Raw genomic sequence first — 13,431 nt, 5'->3', positions numbered from 1 at the left:
CGGCCTAGAGGCCGACATCGCCGCCGGTTCCCGCCCTGACCGGCGAGCGGCCAGGCGGCGGGAGCCGGTGGTTCAGGCTGTCGCGGTGTGCGGCCCGCAGGCTGGGCAGCTTGGCCGGGGTTCCTCGAGCGCCGACACCGCGTAGCCGTCGAGGGTGACGAGGCTGAGCGCGTATTCGCGGTTGCGGGTCGGGCCGGGGACGTCGGTAATCAGGCTCATCGCGGCGTGCGTGGCCAAGTTCCTGGACACCTCGGCCCGCCGCATTGCCGGCAGGTGGTGCACGCCTTTTCGCTGCTGAGTTTCGGTGGGCCGTGGCAGCCGAACAGCGCCCACGGCGACTACTTGACATGCGCCAACTACATCGAGAAGCGCGCGAACGAACATGAAAAAGGGGCGCCCGATGGGCGTCCCCGTCCCGACGGTCGAATGAGCCAGCTACAGCAAGCCCGCTTCATGGAGCTTAATGATGGCGGCAATTAGCGAACCTGCCAGGAACCAGAGCAGAATTCTGAGTACGCGGTAGGCGCGTTCCGCCCGTTTACCGTTGTGGTGCATGACCGCTACCAGGCCGGCCAGCATGATCAAGGCCAAGATGATGATGACGGTACTGGCGACCAACCACTCGGTCATCGGCTTCTCCTTCCGAACTGGCTTGCACCACCCACAGTCGATCCGTCAGGCTGCTCAGTGGAGCCTCGAACGAGTAGTCAGGTCGGAGACGTGTCATATGCGCTGGTCAGAGGATGTGGAAGCAATCGCGGAGTGCCTCCACAAGTTGGTTGGCTACGCCGCGCAGCCAGCACGGGCCGCTCTGCACCCAGAACTAACCGAATTACCCCAGCTCGGTCTCGACCGCTCCGGTAACCAAATAGTGCGAGAGATCTGGAACGCCGTAGGCGAACTCGAAGGCGTGTACGACTACCCACCAGCCGGAAAATACCTGTCAGCAGACCTAATACGGCAAGCCTTGGAAGTCCTACTACATACGGAGTGGCGCCAGAGGCCGGGATTCAGGAGGGCCCGAGACAGGCGCCACAAGGCAATTCAGATCCTAGGCCTGAGAATAATGCCACGCACATTCGAACTCAGTGGCGCAGAGCTGAGTTTGATGAGAATTCTGGCCAACCAGCTGGTTGCAAGAGCAAAGCGGTTTGTGGAGATGTCACACACTTCAACAAAGGAGACCGTTGAGATCACCTATTTCGTGCACACGCGCTACGAGTCCCCCTACCGCATGGAACTTCTATTTGAAATGACGCCGAACACCACGGGCACGTTCGACATACCGCAGCCGAATGGCGAGTTCGTCAACTGGGAAGCGGTATATAATTACCAACGGCCAGTTGAAGCAATATACGGAGCATCCGCAACAGTGCACGTGCCCATTAACATGAACATGCCATACGAAGACTACAACAGGTCTGTTTCAGAATCTCTCCGCCAAGAGCAATGGCCGTGGGTTCGCCTCAGCAACCTTAAAGCCGGTCAGCAGTATCGCTATGGCTACCGCGTATGGAAGGAGTTCGAAGAGGCTAGAACCATGGAAGAATTTCGCCAATACACCACCCAACTCGCAATGATAACCACTCCCGATCTTCATGGCAAATTGGCCGTGCGCCCCCTTAAATGATATGAAATCATCCGGCTGATCGTAAAGTTTGATAACGGCTTCAACTTACCTCATCCTACTGATTGGATCGACAGGTCCGACCAGCCTTTTAGCATATACGGCTTTTCAGGCAGGCTGGAATCAGCCGACACGTCACCGCATACGTCAGGCGCATCTCCACTTGAAGGTTATGACTACTTTGTCTTTGAAATACACGAACCGGAGCCGTATCTTTTCTATGGAATTGTTTGGAAGTAGTAGTCCACCTGAGCTCAGGCGGACAGCAGATTGCATGCCAGATCAGCACGCGGAGTCAGCGCCGAGCCTCTGGCAAGCCACCAGAACGCCCTTAGTGCGCCGCTGACGGCCCTCAGCCCGTTAGGTTGGAATGAAGTACGTGCTGTCGTCGGGAAGGACATACCACCGCCGCCGCCGATCGACGGCGTCTCGGCCACCTCGTACACCGTCTGTCTGGCGGCGCTAAAGTTGGCCCAGAATTGCGCGTCGACCTGCGGCGATGCCAGTTGCCATGACCGCTGCGGCGCGGAGGTGGTCGTCCTACCTGGCCCTTTTCGAAGTAGTAGCGTTAGCCTCCGTCAGCACCACCGCTGCTGCGCAATGTCCGCGTCTTCGCCGAAGTGAGTACTCGGTTCCGCTCGCCGTCACCGAACTAGCGAAAGCGGTATCCGGTGCTTGGTCTACCGTGAACCGTCTCGGCGGAGAGATCCGAACTCGTCGTGGCGATCACCACCACAGTGTTTTGAGATCGGTGGCGACCCCTTCGATGCGCGTATTCGCATCATGCTTCGCAAAGCTCAGATCTGCGCCGCGCAGGTCTGCGCCGCGCAATTCCACGCCGCGCAGGTCCGCTTCGAGCAGCCTCGCGCCACCCAGGTTCGCGTCCCCCAGGTTTGCGCCGCGCAGATCCCTGCCGATCAGGTCCACGCCGCGCAGGTCCGCCTTGGACAGCCTCACGCCGCCCAGGTTCGCGCTGCCCAGGTCCACGCCGCGCAGATCCGCGCGGTTCATCGCGACCCGCTGGCCGCAGCGTGGTCGCCGTATGCGACCGCCGCGCCCAACACCAAGGCCTCGACCCACACCTGGTGGCTGCCGCCGACGCAGCCACGGTGATTGGCACCCAGGCAATCGGGGGACTTCCCGCTCGTCGACCGGAACCTCCGCCAGGTTCCATGACTCCGAATTTCCGTGCGCATGCCGCCGGCTACCCGGTTCCGCCGAGCCGAGCGCACGGCGCAGGTCCGCGGAATGCCGGATCCACAGGTCGACCGCCATCCCGTCGGGACGGGTCAGGGTGAGGCATCCCTGACTGCCCGGACCCCAAAGCGACACGACCTCTGGCGTCCACGACCGGTCCCAGACGACCGGCCCCACTCCCCGCTTCCGGTCACCTTCTCGCGGCTCCCAGCGCAATCCGCCGTCGACCAACGAAAGCCGACCGAGCAGCTCACCGACCTCCTGCTGCCGCGAATGCCGCCCGGGCGCCTTGGCCCCGAGCTGCAGGGCGGCAGCGACCGGCAGCTGCGCGGACCACGACGGCGCGGCACCGGACGCCCGCCGCCGCGCCTCGGCCCGCCTGTCGCGCCACACGACGAACATGAACGCGACATACACCAGCACCAGAAACCCGACCGCCCCGGCCACCGCGGCAACCCAGCCCACCTTGAACGCGAGTGACGCGGACAGGGCGGCCAAGAAGAGTAAGCCGATGAGCGAACTCGCCCGGCGGCGTCGCTCGCGTTCCATGCCGTATTCGGTCATCACGATTCCTCCGCTCCAGGGTCAGCAGACGATCGCCGCCCCGCTCTACCGCGGATCCGTCGCCGCCCACCGCGGCAACTGGTCGTGGACGGATTCCCGCGACGTCGCCCGCACCTACGCCGCCGGCGGCTTCGGCGGCCGACTCCCCGGAGCGATCTGGACCGCACTGGTCGAACCCGAACGGCTGCTGGCCCGCAACACCGACCGCGACGAATACGAGTACATCGTCGACACCGAATTCCTTCCGCTCGTCCCGGTCACGGGTTGCGGGGCGTTCGGCTAGCCGCCAGACACGCAAGAAGGACTCAGCGTCGACGTTTCCGGTGTGACTTCACGGCTTCTCCGCCTGGACGAGACGGACCCGATCGATCGGCTGCAATCCCGCGAGGTTGTGCTCGTCGTCATTGCCGAACCCGCCACCGAACAGATCGACCCGCACCTGCCGAGGCACTACAAACACCTCAATCGGCGCCTTCTTGGTGTAGTAATGCGGGCACTCCACCGCCGTCAATCGCGCGCACGCCAAGGAACACAGCGCGCCGCCATACATCTGGACTGTCTCGTGCGCGCGGTTTTCCGCCGCCAGCAAGTACACCTGCTCCCCGCGCGGGCGCCCGCAGACTTGGCACAGGTCCTCGGCGCGCAGCCGAGTGCATCGCTCATCATCGAATTCCAGCGCATCCCAGACATCGCCCGCGGCCGTGGCCACAACGGCCGCCGCCCACGGTGTCGCCCGGTCAGCTCGCACGCTTGCACCGAGCACACCCCTGGGTTCGAGGTCGGCCATGCAGCGTGACCGCCGGCGCGGCCAGCCCGGTTCCACGGCAGCGGCTGCCCCCGTCACAGGTGAACGCCGTGCGTCCGAGGACTTCGACGGCTGTCTCCCGATCGGGCGCTCGGTGTGCGTCGACTCCATCGAAAGCCTCCTTCGGCGAATGCCCCGGTCGTGACCGCGCGCGGGCACGGCGCGCCTGCACACCGAACGATATCGGCTACCGCGAGCGGCGGTGGAGCGGGCGCGATCCGGACCGAGCAGTACCTGGACGTGTCGCTGTGGCCGGGGACCGACCGGTATCGAGTTCGCAGCACCTGCCCGGCACCTGACCCGAGGTGCCGCGATCCCCGCCGGCCGAATGGTGACGCCGCCGCTGAGCCTCCACGGCAGACGGCGGCACGGCAAGGCCCGGGCACTAGGGCGGTGGCGTGACGGTATGCACGCGGCCCCGCGGTATCCAGTCACCCCGTCCGCGGCCACTGGCCAAAACCTGGACATCAGCCAGTGGCCGCCGATGAGCCGGCGGGCAATCTCACCCTCCACCCGGCGCCCGGAGACAGCTTCGATACCACCGTCCACCGCTGCGGCGCAGCACACCCGCACCTGAGACGAGCCAGCGGCGCGCAGCACCGTCCAGCCGTTGAAGGGTGGTGCGGCCGGGTTTCTCTCAGCCGATGCCGAGTACGGACTTCGCGGTGGTCCAGTTGCGCAGCATCGCCGTCTGCGCGGCGGACAAGGTGACCTGGTGGGCGCACACGGCCTTCTTCACCGCGTTCTCCACCGAGTCCTTGCTGGAGGAGTTCGGGCTCCCCGCGTGCGGCTCCGGCCACAGGTTGCGCGGGTCCTTCGGCGCGCCGCCGAGCTCCAGCGGCAGGAAGTGGTCCTCCTCGTAGTCCGACATGTTCGTGTCGCTGTAGCCGTAGTCGATGATGCCCTGCTTCTTCAACCCGTTGGTGTAGGTCGTCGACGGGCGGATCGTGGCCGTCCAGCCGGACACGCAGATCGTCGAGCCGATCGTGGACTGGGTGACGTCCGGGTTCTTCGCCCCCGGCGTGCAGGCCGGGTCCGGCAGCGGCAGGTATGCCTGCGAGCACGACGCCGTGGCCGCCATCGGGCCGGCGGCGTAGGCGGGGGCGTCGATCAGGCCGACCGAGACGGTGACCGCGGCGGCGGTGAGGCAGACGCGAAGTACGGGGCGGCTCATCCTGGGTCCTTTCGCAGAACGACAGCGGGTCTGGCGAGCAAGGGCGGCGTTCGGTGGTCATCACCATGCGCAGGAGTCGGCGACGACACGGTGACAGTGAAGAAGCCACCAGATGTCCATGCCACCGCGAAACCGTTCACCGCGTCGGGTTGCTGTCGCACCGTCCGGAACATCCCGACCTTCGGCGGGCCGGCCGCTCTCCGGCACGGCGTGGCGGTGAGGTCAACGCCCACGGAGCGGGTAGAAGTCGGACCACTGTCGAATCCCGTCCCATGCCAGGCGGGTCGGTCGTCCCCGCCGCCGTTGCTGACACAGGAGCTTCCCGTGCCCTCTACCCGGTTCGGAACACGCCGGTGGACCGTTGCCGTGCTCGCCGCCGCACTGGCTGCCTCCGGCTGCCATGCCTCCGACGCGGCAACCCCGACATCAACGCCGGCGGCAGCTCCCGGGGACCTGCCGGTCGGGAACTCCGCTGCGGCGATGCCCGGACCGGGGACCTGCAAGCTGGGCACCCGTGACGGCCAGCCGCTGCCCGACCCGAACTGCACCCCCGGCGCGGTGAATCCCGCCGTGCGCCAAAACACCATCAAGGACACGATCTGCCAGACCGGATGGACCAAGACCGTCCGGCCGCCGACGTCGAAGACGACCAAGATGAAGGCCGCGTCCGCCCGCTCCTACAACCTCGCACCCAGCGACAAGGGCGAGTACGACCACCTGATCAGCCTGGAACTCGGCGGCGCCGCCGATGATCCGCGCAACCTGTGGGTCGAGCCAGGCACGATCCCGAACCCGAAGGACGCGGTGGAGAACAAGCTGCACGCGGCCGTGTGCTCCGGCCTGATCCAGCTCGCACCCGCCCAGAAAGCCATCGCCGGCAACTGGGTCACCGCGTTCGACACCGTCGGCCTACGTATCGCCAACGGCAAGGTGTGCCTGCGCGACAAACCCACCAGCTGCGTGACCAGTCACCGCGGTGACGAGGACGGCAACTGACGTCCCGCGAATTGGGCACAGCGAACCGCCGCCGCGATCACATCGACGCGGGCCGAGGTTGGCCGCAGGCCCACGGGGATGGCGACGACGGGGCGCTTGGTGGTGCTTAGGCACCGCACCTTCCTCAAGTCACTCTTTCCGGTAAAACCGGGCGAAAGAAACCAACCACCTGTATGGTCCTCGCAACGGTGTAGCCAGCCATGGCCGCAAGGGGAGGACCGTTGGCATTCAGTCTCGACCACGTCGCGCTCGCGCAGCTCGACCTGCCCGACGTTGCCACCACGAACGCGCAGCTGAACGAGCTGCTGCAGCCGGGCAGTCAGCGAGTAGAGCCCGCCGCAGAGTACGAAGCCCGGGACGCCACCGGCACCATCAGGATCACGGTTGACGCTCGACGCCAGGTGACCGACGTCGACATCCAGCTCAGGTGGATGTCCCGGATTCCCGCTGCTCAGCTCGCCGGGGTGCTGTTCCAGACCTACGTCACCGCCATTCAGCGCGCGATGGTCGTCGAACTCGCGAATGCCAGGCCACCTGCCGCGCCTCTGCCGGCGAGCGAGACCCCGATTGTCAGTGCCGATTCTCGGTCGTTCGACGAGTGGAACGCCGTGATCCGCGCGCGGATGAGCGACATCGACGAGCAACTGGAGCGCATCCATCGCCTCGAGGCGAACCGGCCGGCTCCGGTGGCTCGCGACGTCCGAAGTCCGCGCGGGTTCTTCGTGCTGCACCTGCGGGGTGGCAGCCCCGTAGGCTTGACCGGCTCGGTCAACGCGCTGGCCAACGCCGGCTCGGACCGGCTCCGGCTGGATCTTCTCGAGGTGTTCGCGGCCGCCGGACTGGCCTCGCCGGGTGACGAGCCGGCCCGGTCCGCGCGGCAGCCGATGCCCGATGACGACGAAGAACCGTTCGAGTTCCGCTACGACGATTAGGGGGCACTGACCATGGTCGGCTACAAGGTGATCACCTCGGCGGTGCGCGTCGAGGGAACGAAATGGCGTGGGTTCGCCGACACCGTGAACAAGGTCAACCCCGTCGTGAAGAACGCGACGCTGGGATCGACGGCGTTTTTCGTCGGAGATCCCCTCACCCTGGCCAGTGAACTGCTGAACGCGTCGCTGCTGGCCGATACCTACGAATCGCTGCGCAAGTACGTGGAGACGGCTCTCGACGGTGCCGCCCTGGAGTTCGACCAGATCGACGACGCGCTGCAGAAGACGGCCGGGATGTACGAGCTTGCCGAGCAGGTCACCGAAATCGACCTGAAGACAATCTACGGAACGACGCAGAAGTAGACATGACCACACCATCGGGCCCCGAGGCCTACACCGGACCCCTCGACACCATGTTCGGCACGGTCGAGGACGAAATCCGCAAGATCATCGACAAGTTCAACGCCGCGGTCGGGCACATCAACGACTGGAAGTACGTCCTCGGCCCGGCTCTGATCTGGATCTCCGACGGGATCAAGAAGCTGCGCGACGCCTTGGACAAGGTCGTGAAGCTGGTGCATTACGCCGCTGAACACCACATGCCGGTCGTGTCGCTCATCGTGCAGAGCTTCAACTGGCAGGACCACGTGCAGAAGGACGTCTCCGCCATGGTGAACTCGGTGGAAGCCCCCGCCGACCCCAACCTCGCCTACTGGGAGGGCGCGGCGGCGACCGAGTATCGCAACCGCGCCAAGGTGCAGCGTGACGCGGTGGACGCGATCGGCGGCCAAGGCGGAAAAGCCGACGCGATCAGCAAGTGGCTGATGGACATCGCCCAGCTCAACGTCGAGTTCATGACCGGACTGGTGAAGATCGTCGCCGACTTCCTCGGCGCGCTGGTGGCGGCCGCGATCGAAGCCGCGACGGTCGTCGAGATTCCCGCCGCCGTCATGGACGTCTCCGGGGCCGTCGGCGGGATCGTCACCGCCGGGATCGCCCGGCTGGGTGAGATCGCCACCCGGCTGATGCAGACCCTGGACCAGATCCGCAATGCCAAGAGCCTGATGAACGATCCCCGGCTGCCCGCAGGCCAGTGGCCCCAGGCGGTCAACCTGTGACGCGCGAGACGCAGCCGTGAACGCACCGCTCCCCCACGGCTTCCCGCCGAACCACGGCGGAGGTCCGCCACCGAAACGAGGCCTCACCACGGGCTGGATCATCGCGCTCGTGGCCGTCGGCATCGTCGTCGTGGTCGGCGCCGCCGTCGGCGTGTTCGCCGTGCTGCACCGCGGCAGCAGCTACGACGAGGTCGACGGCAAGTACGGGTCCGCACCGTTGGCCAGCTGCGACGACGTCGCCGGCCGGGCCGGGAACCTCCCGCCGAAGAGCTCCGACATTCAGGTGCAAGGCAGCAAAGGCTGGCTGTGCACCTTCACGGATCCGGCGAACGCGGCGACGGTCCACCTCGACCTCGAGGTGAACAGCGTGCAGCGCCAGCGCACCGGATTCGGCGTCTACACCTCCTCGGGCGGCTATGTGCTCGACCCGGCGGTGCGCCTGGGCCAGAGCGCGGCGTGGGCGCCGGCTGCGCGGGGAACGATGTGCGAACTGGTCGTCCTGGACAGCAACGCGACGTTCAAGATCGGGGTCTCCGACTGGGAGATGCCCGGGGACGACGCACAAGCCTGCAAGGACAGGGTGAAAGCCATCGCGCAGGCGTTCTTCGAGGTGGTGCAGCCGCATTGATGCCCGTTCCGCGCGGTGGCCCGGGATGAACTGCGCGTAGCGGACACCTGCTGTGACCGCTTCAGGGGCCGGCGAGGGCAATCCGGTCGCGGCCAGCCCGCTTGCCCGCGTAAAGCGCGTTGTCGGCCGCCGCGACGAGCCCGTCCAGATCGGGTTCGGGGATCGCTGGATAGAGAGCGGCGCCGACGGTGACCGTCACCGGGATGAGTTCACCGGTCGGCGCCGTGATGCGAAGTGCTCGGATGCGGCCACGGATGCGTTCGGCGATCGCACGGGCTTCGTGCTCGTCGACGCCGGGCAGCAGCGCGGCGAATTCTTCCCCGCCGTAGCGGCCGACTGCGTCGCCCCGGCGGACTGATTTGGTGAGCACGCCGGCCACCTGCTCGAGGACGTCGTCGCCGACGGGATGGCCGTGGGTGTCGTTGATGCGCTTGAACCAGTCCAGGTCGATCATCAGGACGCCGACCCGGCCCCGGGTGGCGTGGGCGCGGTCCAGAGCGTGCCGGGCCTGCTGGTGCCAGGTGATGGCGTTGAGCAGGCCGGTGCGCTGGTCGGTGCGGGCGGCGAGCTTGTACTGGTCGAGCTGGACGCACTGGTGCAGCGCGAACGTCGGGACGATCATCAGTAACGCCACCGGCGGCCACCACAGCAGCGCGAGCGCGACGAACACCCCGAGGGCGAGCTGGGCGACTTCAAGGAGGTTGTCCGAGGCACTGCCGACCACCTGGCGGGGATGCTCGATGGTCACCGTCCAGGCGATGACCGTGCCGACGAGGGCGGTGTTGACCGTCCATTGCGCGCCGCCCGCGGCCACCACGGCCGCGAGGTCGCTCCAGCCCGGCCGGGCCCCGGCGGCGAGATGAGCGAGGTGTTCGTGGGTGCCGGTCAGCTGCAGCACCGCGAACGCTGCGGAGGCTGAGAGGGCGAGGGTGGCGGCGGTGAAGACGGTGCGGTGCGGCGGGCGGAACGCGTCGAACCGGTTGACCAGCACCCACCGGTGCCCGTAGATCACGGCGACCAGCACCAGTTCCAGGGCCAGCGGGAGCGCGATGGCGCCAGCGAAGATCCACACGCTGCACAAGTCGACATACGGTGAGTTCGACCGGTCGCGTCGGCGGCGTTCGATGAGGTGCGAGGCGTGCAGGTGCAGCATCGCCGCGGCCGCGAGCCACCCGGCCGTGGCCCAGGCAGCCGCGGGTGAGGACGTCGTGCGCACAGCCAGGATCAGCACACCGAGTGCCGCGAGGTCGACGGCCAGGACGAGAACCTGAACGCGTCCGGGTAGCGTCCAGAGCTTCCACCGTGGTGGCGACCAGGCTCTGGGTGTGATCTCGTGGTCGCTCATCGCAGTGCCTCCCCGCGCCGCTCTGTGCCGGTAATCACATGCTCGCCAAGCGTAGTCGCGTTGCAGTCGGGTGTCAGCCGATTCCTGCGAACGCAACGCCTCCAGGCGGCTGAGACCATTCCCCTGTATCTGTCACCGGACAAACTGCACGGAAAGGTGAGCCGATGAGCGACAAGGGCTGGTGAACCGCCACGAATTGCCCCGTCTCCCGCACCCCATCCGGAAGGAGCGCGCCATGAGCGACAAGGGCTGGTAACCCCGACGACCCACGAGATTCGAGATCATGATTCAGCGGGGAGGACAGCTGAGATCGCCGCCGGTTCCCGGCGCGACCAGACCGCGGCTGCGGCGAGCGCGACCAGCGCTCCCGCGGTCCCCGCCCACGCGATCGCCACCGACGCACCGACCTGCTGCGCGAGCACCCCGCCGAGCACGACCCCGATCCCCTGCCCGGCGATCATCCCGGTCCGCGCGAACCCCAGCGCCCGACCCCGCACCAATGCCGGCGTGAGCTGCACGAACGTCGCGCCCGCCGTCACCTGGTACCCCGAGCACAACCCGGATATGAACAGCAGCGCGAGCGCGACCCCGAGCTGCGGCTGCCCCCAGTAGGCCATCAATGGGGCGGACGTGCCGATCGCCAGCAACCCGAGCGCCCGGATTCGCGTCTGCCGGGGAAGCCAGCGCAGCAGCAGCGCCCCGACGACCGCGCCAGCCGGCTCGGCGGCGAGGATCACGCCGATCCATCCGCCGGCCGCGCCGATCTGCCGGGCGAAGGGCACGGCGAGCCCTTCGGGCACGACAGTGAACAACGCCAGCCACCCCAGCCACACCAGCGTCCCCAGCCTGCGGTCCCCGGCCACCACAGCGGCGCCGGCGACGATGCGGTGCCACCACGATGTCACGGCGGGCGCGCCGTCAGCGACGGCCGGCGGGTACGGCCCGAGGCCGGCTCTGATCAGCACGGCCGAGATGGCGAAAGTGGCGGCGTCGATGGCCAGCGCGCCGTGCGCGCCGACACCCACGACCACGAAGGCGGCCGCCGCGAACCCCAGGACGAGGCACAACTGCGTGGTGACCTGCTGCACCGCTTGACCCGCCTCGTACCGGGCTCCCAGCATCTCCGGCAGCACCGCGCCCTGTGCCGCCGAGAACGGCGCTTCGGCCAGCTGCACCAGCACCAGCAGCACCGCCAGTCCCCATAACGGGACCGCCGGTACCGCCATCACGGCCACCAGCGCCGCGCGCACCAAGTCGCAGGTGACCATCACCCGGCGACGCGGGAATCGGTCAGCCAGCCATGACAGCAACGCTCCCGATACCAGCGCCGGGAGCATCGACAGCGCGTACGTCGCGGCGCTCCACGCCGCCGACTCGGTGCGCTCGAACACCAGGATCGACAACGCGACCCGCGCCAGCTGGTCTCCCGCGACCGAGAGCAGCCCTGCCAGCCACACCAGCCGGAACTCCGGCACAGCGAACGCCCGCAGCGTCCCCGCCCGTCGCTGACCAGCCATCCCCACCCCACAGGCTGTCACGCACAGTCCATCAAAGAACGCCGACGGTAGTACCCGAAATCGCGTTCCGCCACCGACTCACGGCTTGACCATCCCACCTCGACGCTTTCGGACAGCCCTGTCGAGTGGTTTCACCGACTCGTTCGAGGGAGGTCGCCAGGCCGTGGCACCGTTTCCGGTCCCGAGGCGCTAAAAGGGGCCGGTCGGTGTCCGGCACCTCGGCAGGTTCGGGGGGCCGAAGCCCTGCCGAGCTCCGGGCACCGGCGCGTCACTCGACTCAGTGATCTCCGGCCCGGAACGTCATTCCGGCCGCAGCCCGCCCTCTTGTCTGATGCTGAGGTGATCGGTCCGGCACGCCCCCCGACCGTCCCGATCGTCGGCAGTTTGGCTCGGCGGCAAAACGCCCCCCGTTTGCCGCCGAGCCCTACCCCACGACTCGGCGCGGCCCTGTTCGCCGCCCACACCGGGCTGGCAAGCTCGTCCGGCAGCGCGTGCTCGCCTCTGCTGCTCCCCGGGTCCGGGGGCTCCGCGTTGTGCAGTGCTTGAATGACGGCCATGTCGCTCGACGAGCTACGCGCCTTGCTGGCCCGCCATGCCCGGCCCGATCTGAGCACGGACATCGATGCCGTGCGCATCTTCCGTGCCGATCGACCCAGCCCGCCCACGCCGACCACCTACGGCCAGGTGCTGGCACTGGTCGCCCAAGGCACCAAACGGTTCGCGCTGGGCGACCGCCTGTACGAATACCGCGCCGGCCAGTACGTCGTCGCCTCGGTTGATCTGCCGGTGACCGCGCAGTTCGTCCGTGCCAACCCGCGGGAACCCGCGCTCGGCTTCGGCCTGGACCTGCCGCCGGCCGCCGTCGCCGAAGTCCTGCTGGCCGCGGATGCCGGGGACCTGCCGGACCTGGCCCCCGGCGCGCCGGCCGGTCTGGCCGTCAGCACCGCCTCCGCCGAACTGCTCGATGCCGTTGTCCGCCTCCTGCGGCTGCTCGACTCGCCCCGCGACATCCCGATGCTCGCGCCCCTGATCAAGCGGGAGATCATCTGGCGGCTGCTCACCGGTGAGCAGAGCGGCATCCTGCGTCAGTTCGGCCTGCCCGACAGCAGCCTCAGCCACATCGCCAGGGCCGTCCAGTGGATCCGCGCCCACTACGCGCTGCCCTTCCGCGTCGAGGAGGTGGCACAGCGGGTGGGCATGAGCGTCTCCGCGTTCCACCGCAATTTCCAGGCCGTCACCTCGATGAGCCCTATCCAGTACCAGAAGCAGATCCGCCTGCAGCAAGCCAGGCTGCTGCTCGCCGCGGATCCCGGCGACATCGCCGGGATCAGCCGTCAGGTCGGCTATGAGAGCCCCGCCCAGTTCAGCCGCGATTACCGCAGGCAGTTCGGTGACCCGCCGCGCCGGGACGCGGTCCGCCTGGGCGCGAACGTCCGAACCGCTCGCGACGGTTGACCAGAACTCGCGACTTCTTGCCCCATCCTGCTCGGTTGCGCTGCAGACGAGTTTCGCTGCGGAGACTCGCTAT

15 protein-coding genes are annotated in these 13,431 nt (G+C 67.4%); 8 read left to right on the top strand and 7 right to left on the bottom strand.

All coding sequences use genetic code 11. The features are described from left to right. Positions 1 to 72: 72 nt before the first annotated feature. Both ACIRSS_RS23940 and ACIRSS_RS23935 read right to left on the bottom strand, forming a co-directional pair. The gene (locus ACIRSS_RS23940; RefSeq protein WP_400898437.1) at positions 73 to 219 is read right to left on the bottom strand and encodes a hypothetical protein; all 147 of its coding nucleotides are present in this window, start codon (positions 217 to 219) and stop codon (positions 73 to 75) included. Between the two features lie 216 nt (positions 220 to 435). Next, positions 436 to 630 (bottom strand): hypothetical protein, encoded by a 195-nt coding sequence (locus ACIRSS_RS23935; protein ID WP_400898435.1) that lies wholly within the window; start codon positions 628 to 630, stop codon positions 436 to 438. 478 nt (positions 631 to 1,108) lie between these two features. On the opposite strand from ACIRSS_RS23935, the gene ACIRSS_RS23930 reads away from it, so the two are divergent. Beyond that, complete coding sequence (locus ACIRSS_RS23930) at positions 1,109 to 1,630, top strand: hypothetical protein (RefSeq protein WP_400898433.1); 522 nt, start codon at positions 1,109 to 1,111, stop codon at positions 1,628 to 1,630. Between the two features lie 723 nt (positions 1,631 to 2,353). Here the strand turns inward: ACIRSS_RS23930 and ACIRSS_RS23925 are convergent. Beyond that, the gene (locus ACIRSS_RS23925) at positions 2,354 to 3,388 is read right to left on the bottom strand and encodes a pentapeptide repeat-containing protein (RefSeq protein WP_400898431.1); all 1,035 of its coding nucleotides are present in this window, start codon (positions 3,386 to 3,388) and stop codon (positions 2,354 to 2,356) included. Here ACIRSS_RS23925 and ACIRSS_RS23920 point away from each other — a divergent pair. Next, positions 3,372 to 3,671 (top strand): hypothetical protein, encoded by a 300-nt coding sequence (locus tag ACIRSS_RS23920; RefSeq protein ID WP_400898429.1) that lies wholly within the window; start codon positions 3,372 to 3,374, stop codon positions 3,669 to 3,671. The two genes, ACIRSS_RS23925 and ACIRSS_RS23920, sit on opposite strands and share 17 nt — an antisense overlap. Before the next feature lie 48 nt (positions 3,672 to 3,719). Here the strand turns inward: ACIRSS_RS23920 and ACIRSS_RS23915 are convergent, their stop codons facing one another. Both ACIRSS_RS23915 and ACIRSS_RS23910 read right to left on the bottom strand, forming a co-directional pair. Further along, positions 3,720 to 4,175: a hypothetical protein gene (locus tag ACIRSS_RS23915; RefSeq protein ID WP_400898427.1), complete on the bottom strand. Its 456-nt coding sequence runs from the start codon at positions 4,173 to 4,175 to the stop codon at positions 3,720 to 3,722. Between the two features lie 655 nt (positions 4,176 to 4,830). Further along, positions 4,831 to 5,367: a hypothetical protein gene (locus ACIRSS_RS23910; RefSeq protein WP_400898425.1), complete on the bottom strand. Its 537-nt coding sequence runs from the start codon at positions 5,365 to 5,367 to the stop codon at positions 4,831 to 4,833. A 366-nt stretch (positions 5,368 to 5,733) separates the two neighbouring features. On the opposite strand from ACIRSS_RS23910, the gene ACIRSS_RS23905 reads away from it, so the two are divergent. The 5 genes from ACIRSS_RS23905 (at position 5,734) to ACIRSS_RS23885 (ending at position 9,041) form a co-directional block, all read left to right on the top strand. Further along, entirely contained in the window at positions 5,734 to 6,363 is a 630-nt protein-coding gene (locus ACIRSS_RS23905; RefSeq protein WP_400898423.1) for a hypothetical protein, read from the top strand. 221 nt (positions 6,364 to 6,584) lie between these two features. Next, positions 6,585 to 7,295 (top strand): hypothetical protein, encoded by a 711-nt coding sequence (locus ACIRSS_RS23900; protein WP_400898421.1) that lies wholly within the window; start codon positions 6,585 to 6,587, stop codon positions 7,293 to 7,295. Between the two features lie 12 nt (positions 7,296 to 7,307). Beyond that, complete coding sequence (locus ACIRSS_RS23895) at positions 7,308 to 7,658, top strand: hypothetical protein (RefSeq protein WP_400898419.1); 351 nt, start codon at positions 7,308 to 7,310, stop codon at positions 7,656 to 7,658. Positions 7,659 to 7,660: 2 nt separating this feature from the next. Next, the gene (locus ACIRSS_RS23890; protein ID WP_400898417.1) at positions 7,661 to 8,413 is read left to right on the top strand and encodes a hypothetical protein; all 753 of its coding nucleotides are present in this window, start codon (positions 7,661 to 7,663) and stop codon (positions 8,411 to 8,413) included. Positions 8,414 to 8,522: 109 nt separating this feature from the next. Then, a complete protein-coding gene (locus tag ACIRSS_RS23885; protein ID WP_400898415.1) occupies positions 8,523 to 9,041 on the top strand; it encodes a hypothetical protein in 519 nt (172 codons plus the stop codon). A gap of 61 nt (positions 9,042 to 9,102) precedes the next feature. Here ACIRSS_RS23885 and ACIRSS_RS23880 read toward each other — a convergent pair whose 3' ends face one another. Continuing rightward, positions 9,103 to 10,482 (bottom strand): diguanylate cyclase, encoded by a 1,380-nt coding sequence (locus ACIRSS_RS23880; RefSeq protein ID WP_400898413.1) that lies wholly within the window; start codon positions 10,480 to 10,482, stop codon positions 9,103 to 9,105. 185 nt (positions 10,483 to 10,667) lie between these two features. Next, positions 10,668 to 11,903, bottom strand: a complete 1,236-nt coding sequence (locus ACIRSS_RS23875) for an MFS transporter (protein WP_400898411.1) — start codon at positions 11,901 to 11,903, stop codon at positions 10,668 to 10,670. Positions 11,904 to 12,458: 555 nt separating this feature from the next. Here ACIRSS_RS23875 and ACIRSS_RS23870 point away from each other — a divergent pair. After that, complete coding sequence (locus ACIRSS_RS23870) at positions 12,459 to 13,358, top strand: AraC family transcriptional regulator N-terminal domain-containing protein (protein WP_400898409.1); 900 nt, start codon at positions 12,459 to 12,461, stop codon at positions 13,356 to 13,358. Positions 13,359 to 13,431 lie beyond the last annotated feature (73 nt).

This window comes from Amycolatopsis sp. NPDC101161, assembly GCF_044768185.1.
In the GTDB taxonomy this organism is placed as follows: Bacteria; Actinomycetota; Actinomycetes; order Mycobacteriales; family Pseudonocardiaceae; genus Amycolatopsis.
Note: the sequence above shows the minus strand (reverse complement) of the source record. Positions and strands in the feature narration are given on the sequence as shown.

Bases quoted from the DNA above. Each gene is read 5' to 3' on its own strand.
- ACIRSS_RS23940 (WP_400898437.1), bottom strand. From the start codon at position 219: ATGAGCCTGATTACCGACGTCCCCGGCCCGACCCGCAACCGCGAATAC.
- ACIRSS_RS23935 (WP_400898435.1), bottom strand. From the start codon at position 630: ATGACCGAGTGGTTGGTCGCCAGTACCGTCATCATCATCTTGGCCTTG.
- ACIRSS_RS23930 (WP_400898433.1), top strand. From the start codon at position 1,109: ATGAGAATTCTGGCCAACCAGCTGGTTGCAAGAGCAAAGCGGTTTGTG.
- ACIRSS_RS23920 (WP_400898429.1), top strand. From the start codon at position 3,372: ATGCCGTATTCGGTCATCACGATTCCTCCGCTCCAGGGTCAGCAGACG.
- ACIRSS_RS23925 (WP_400898431.1), bottom strand. From the start codon at position 3,388: ATGACCGAATACGGCATGGAACGCGAGCGACGCCGCCGGGCGAGTTCG.
- ACIRSS_RS23915 (WP_400898427.1), bottom strand. From the start codon at position 4,175: ATGGCCGACCTCGAACCCAGGGGTGTGCTCGGTGCAAGCGTGCGAGCT.
- ACIRSS_RS23910 (WP_400898425.1), bottom strand. From the start codon at position 5,367: ATGAGCCGCCCCGTACTTCGCGTCTGCCTCACCGCCGCCGCGGTCACC.
- ACIRSS_RS23895 (WP_400898419.1), top strand. From the start codon at position 7,308: ATGGTCGGCTACAAGGTGATCACCTCGGCGGTGCGCGTCGAGGGAACG.
- ACIRSS_RS23890 (WP_400898417.1), top strand. From the start codon at position 7,661: ATGACCACACCATCGGGCCCCGAGGCCTACACCGGACCCCTCGACACC.
- ACIRSS_RS23875 (WP_400898411.1), bottom strand. From the start codon at position 11,903: ATGGCTGGTCAGCGACGGGCGGGGACGCTGCGGGCGTTCGCTGTGCCG.
- ACIRSS_RS23870 (WP_400898409.1), top strand. From the start codon at position 12,459: ATGTCGCTCGACGAGCTACGCGCCTTGCTGGCCCGCCATGCCCGGCCC.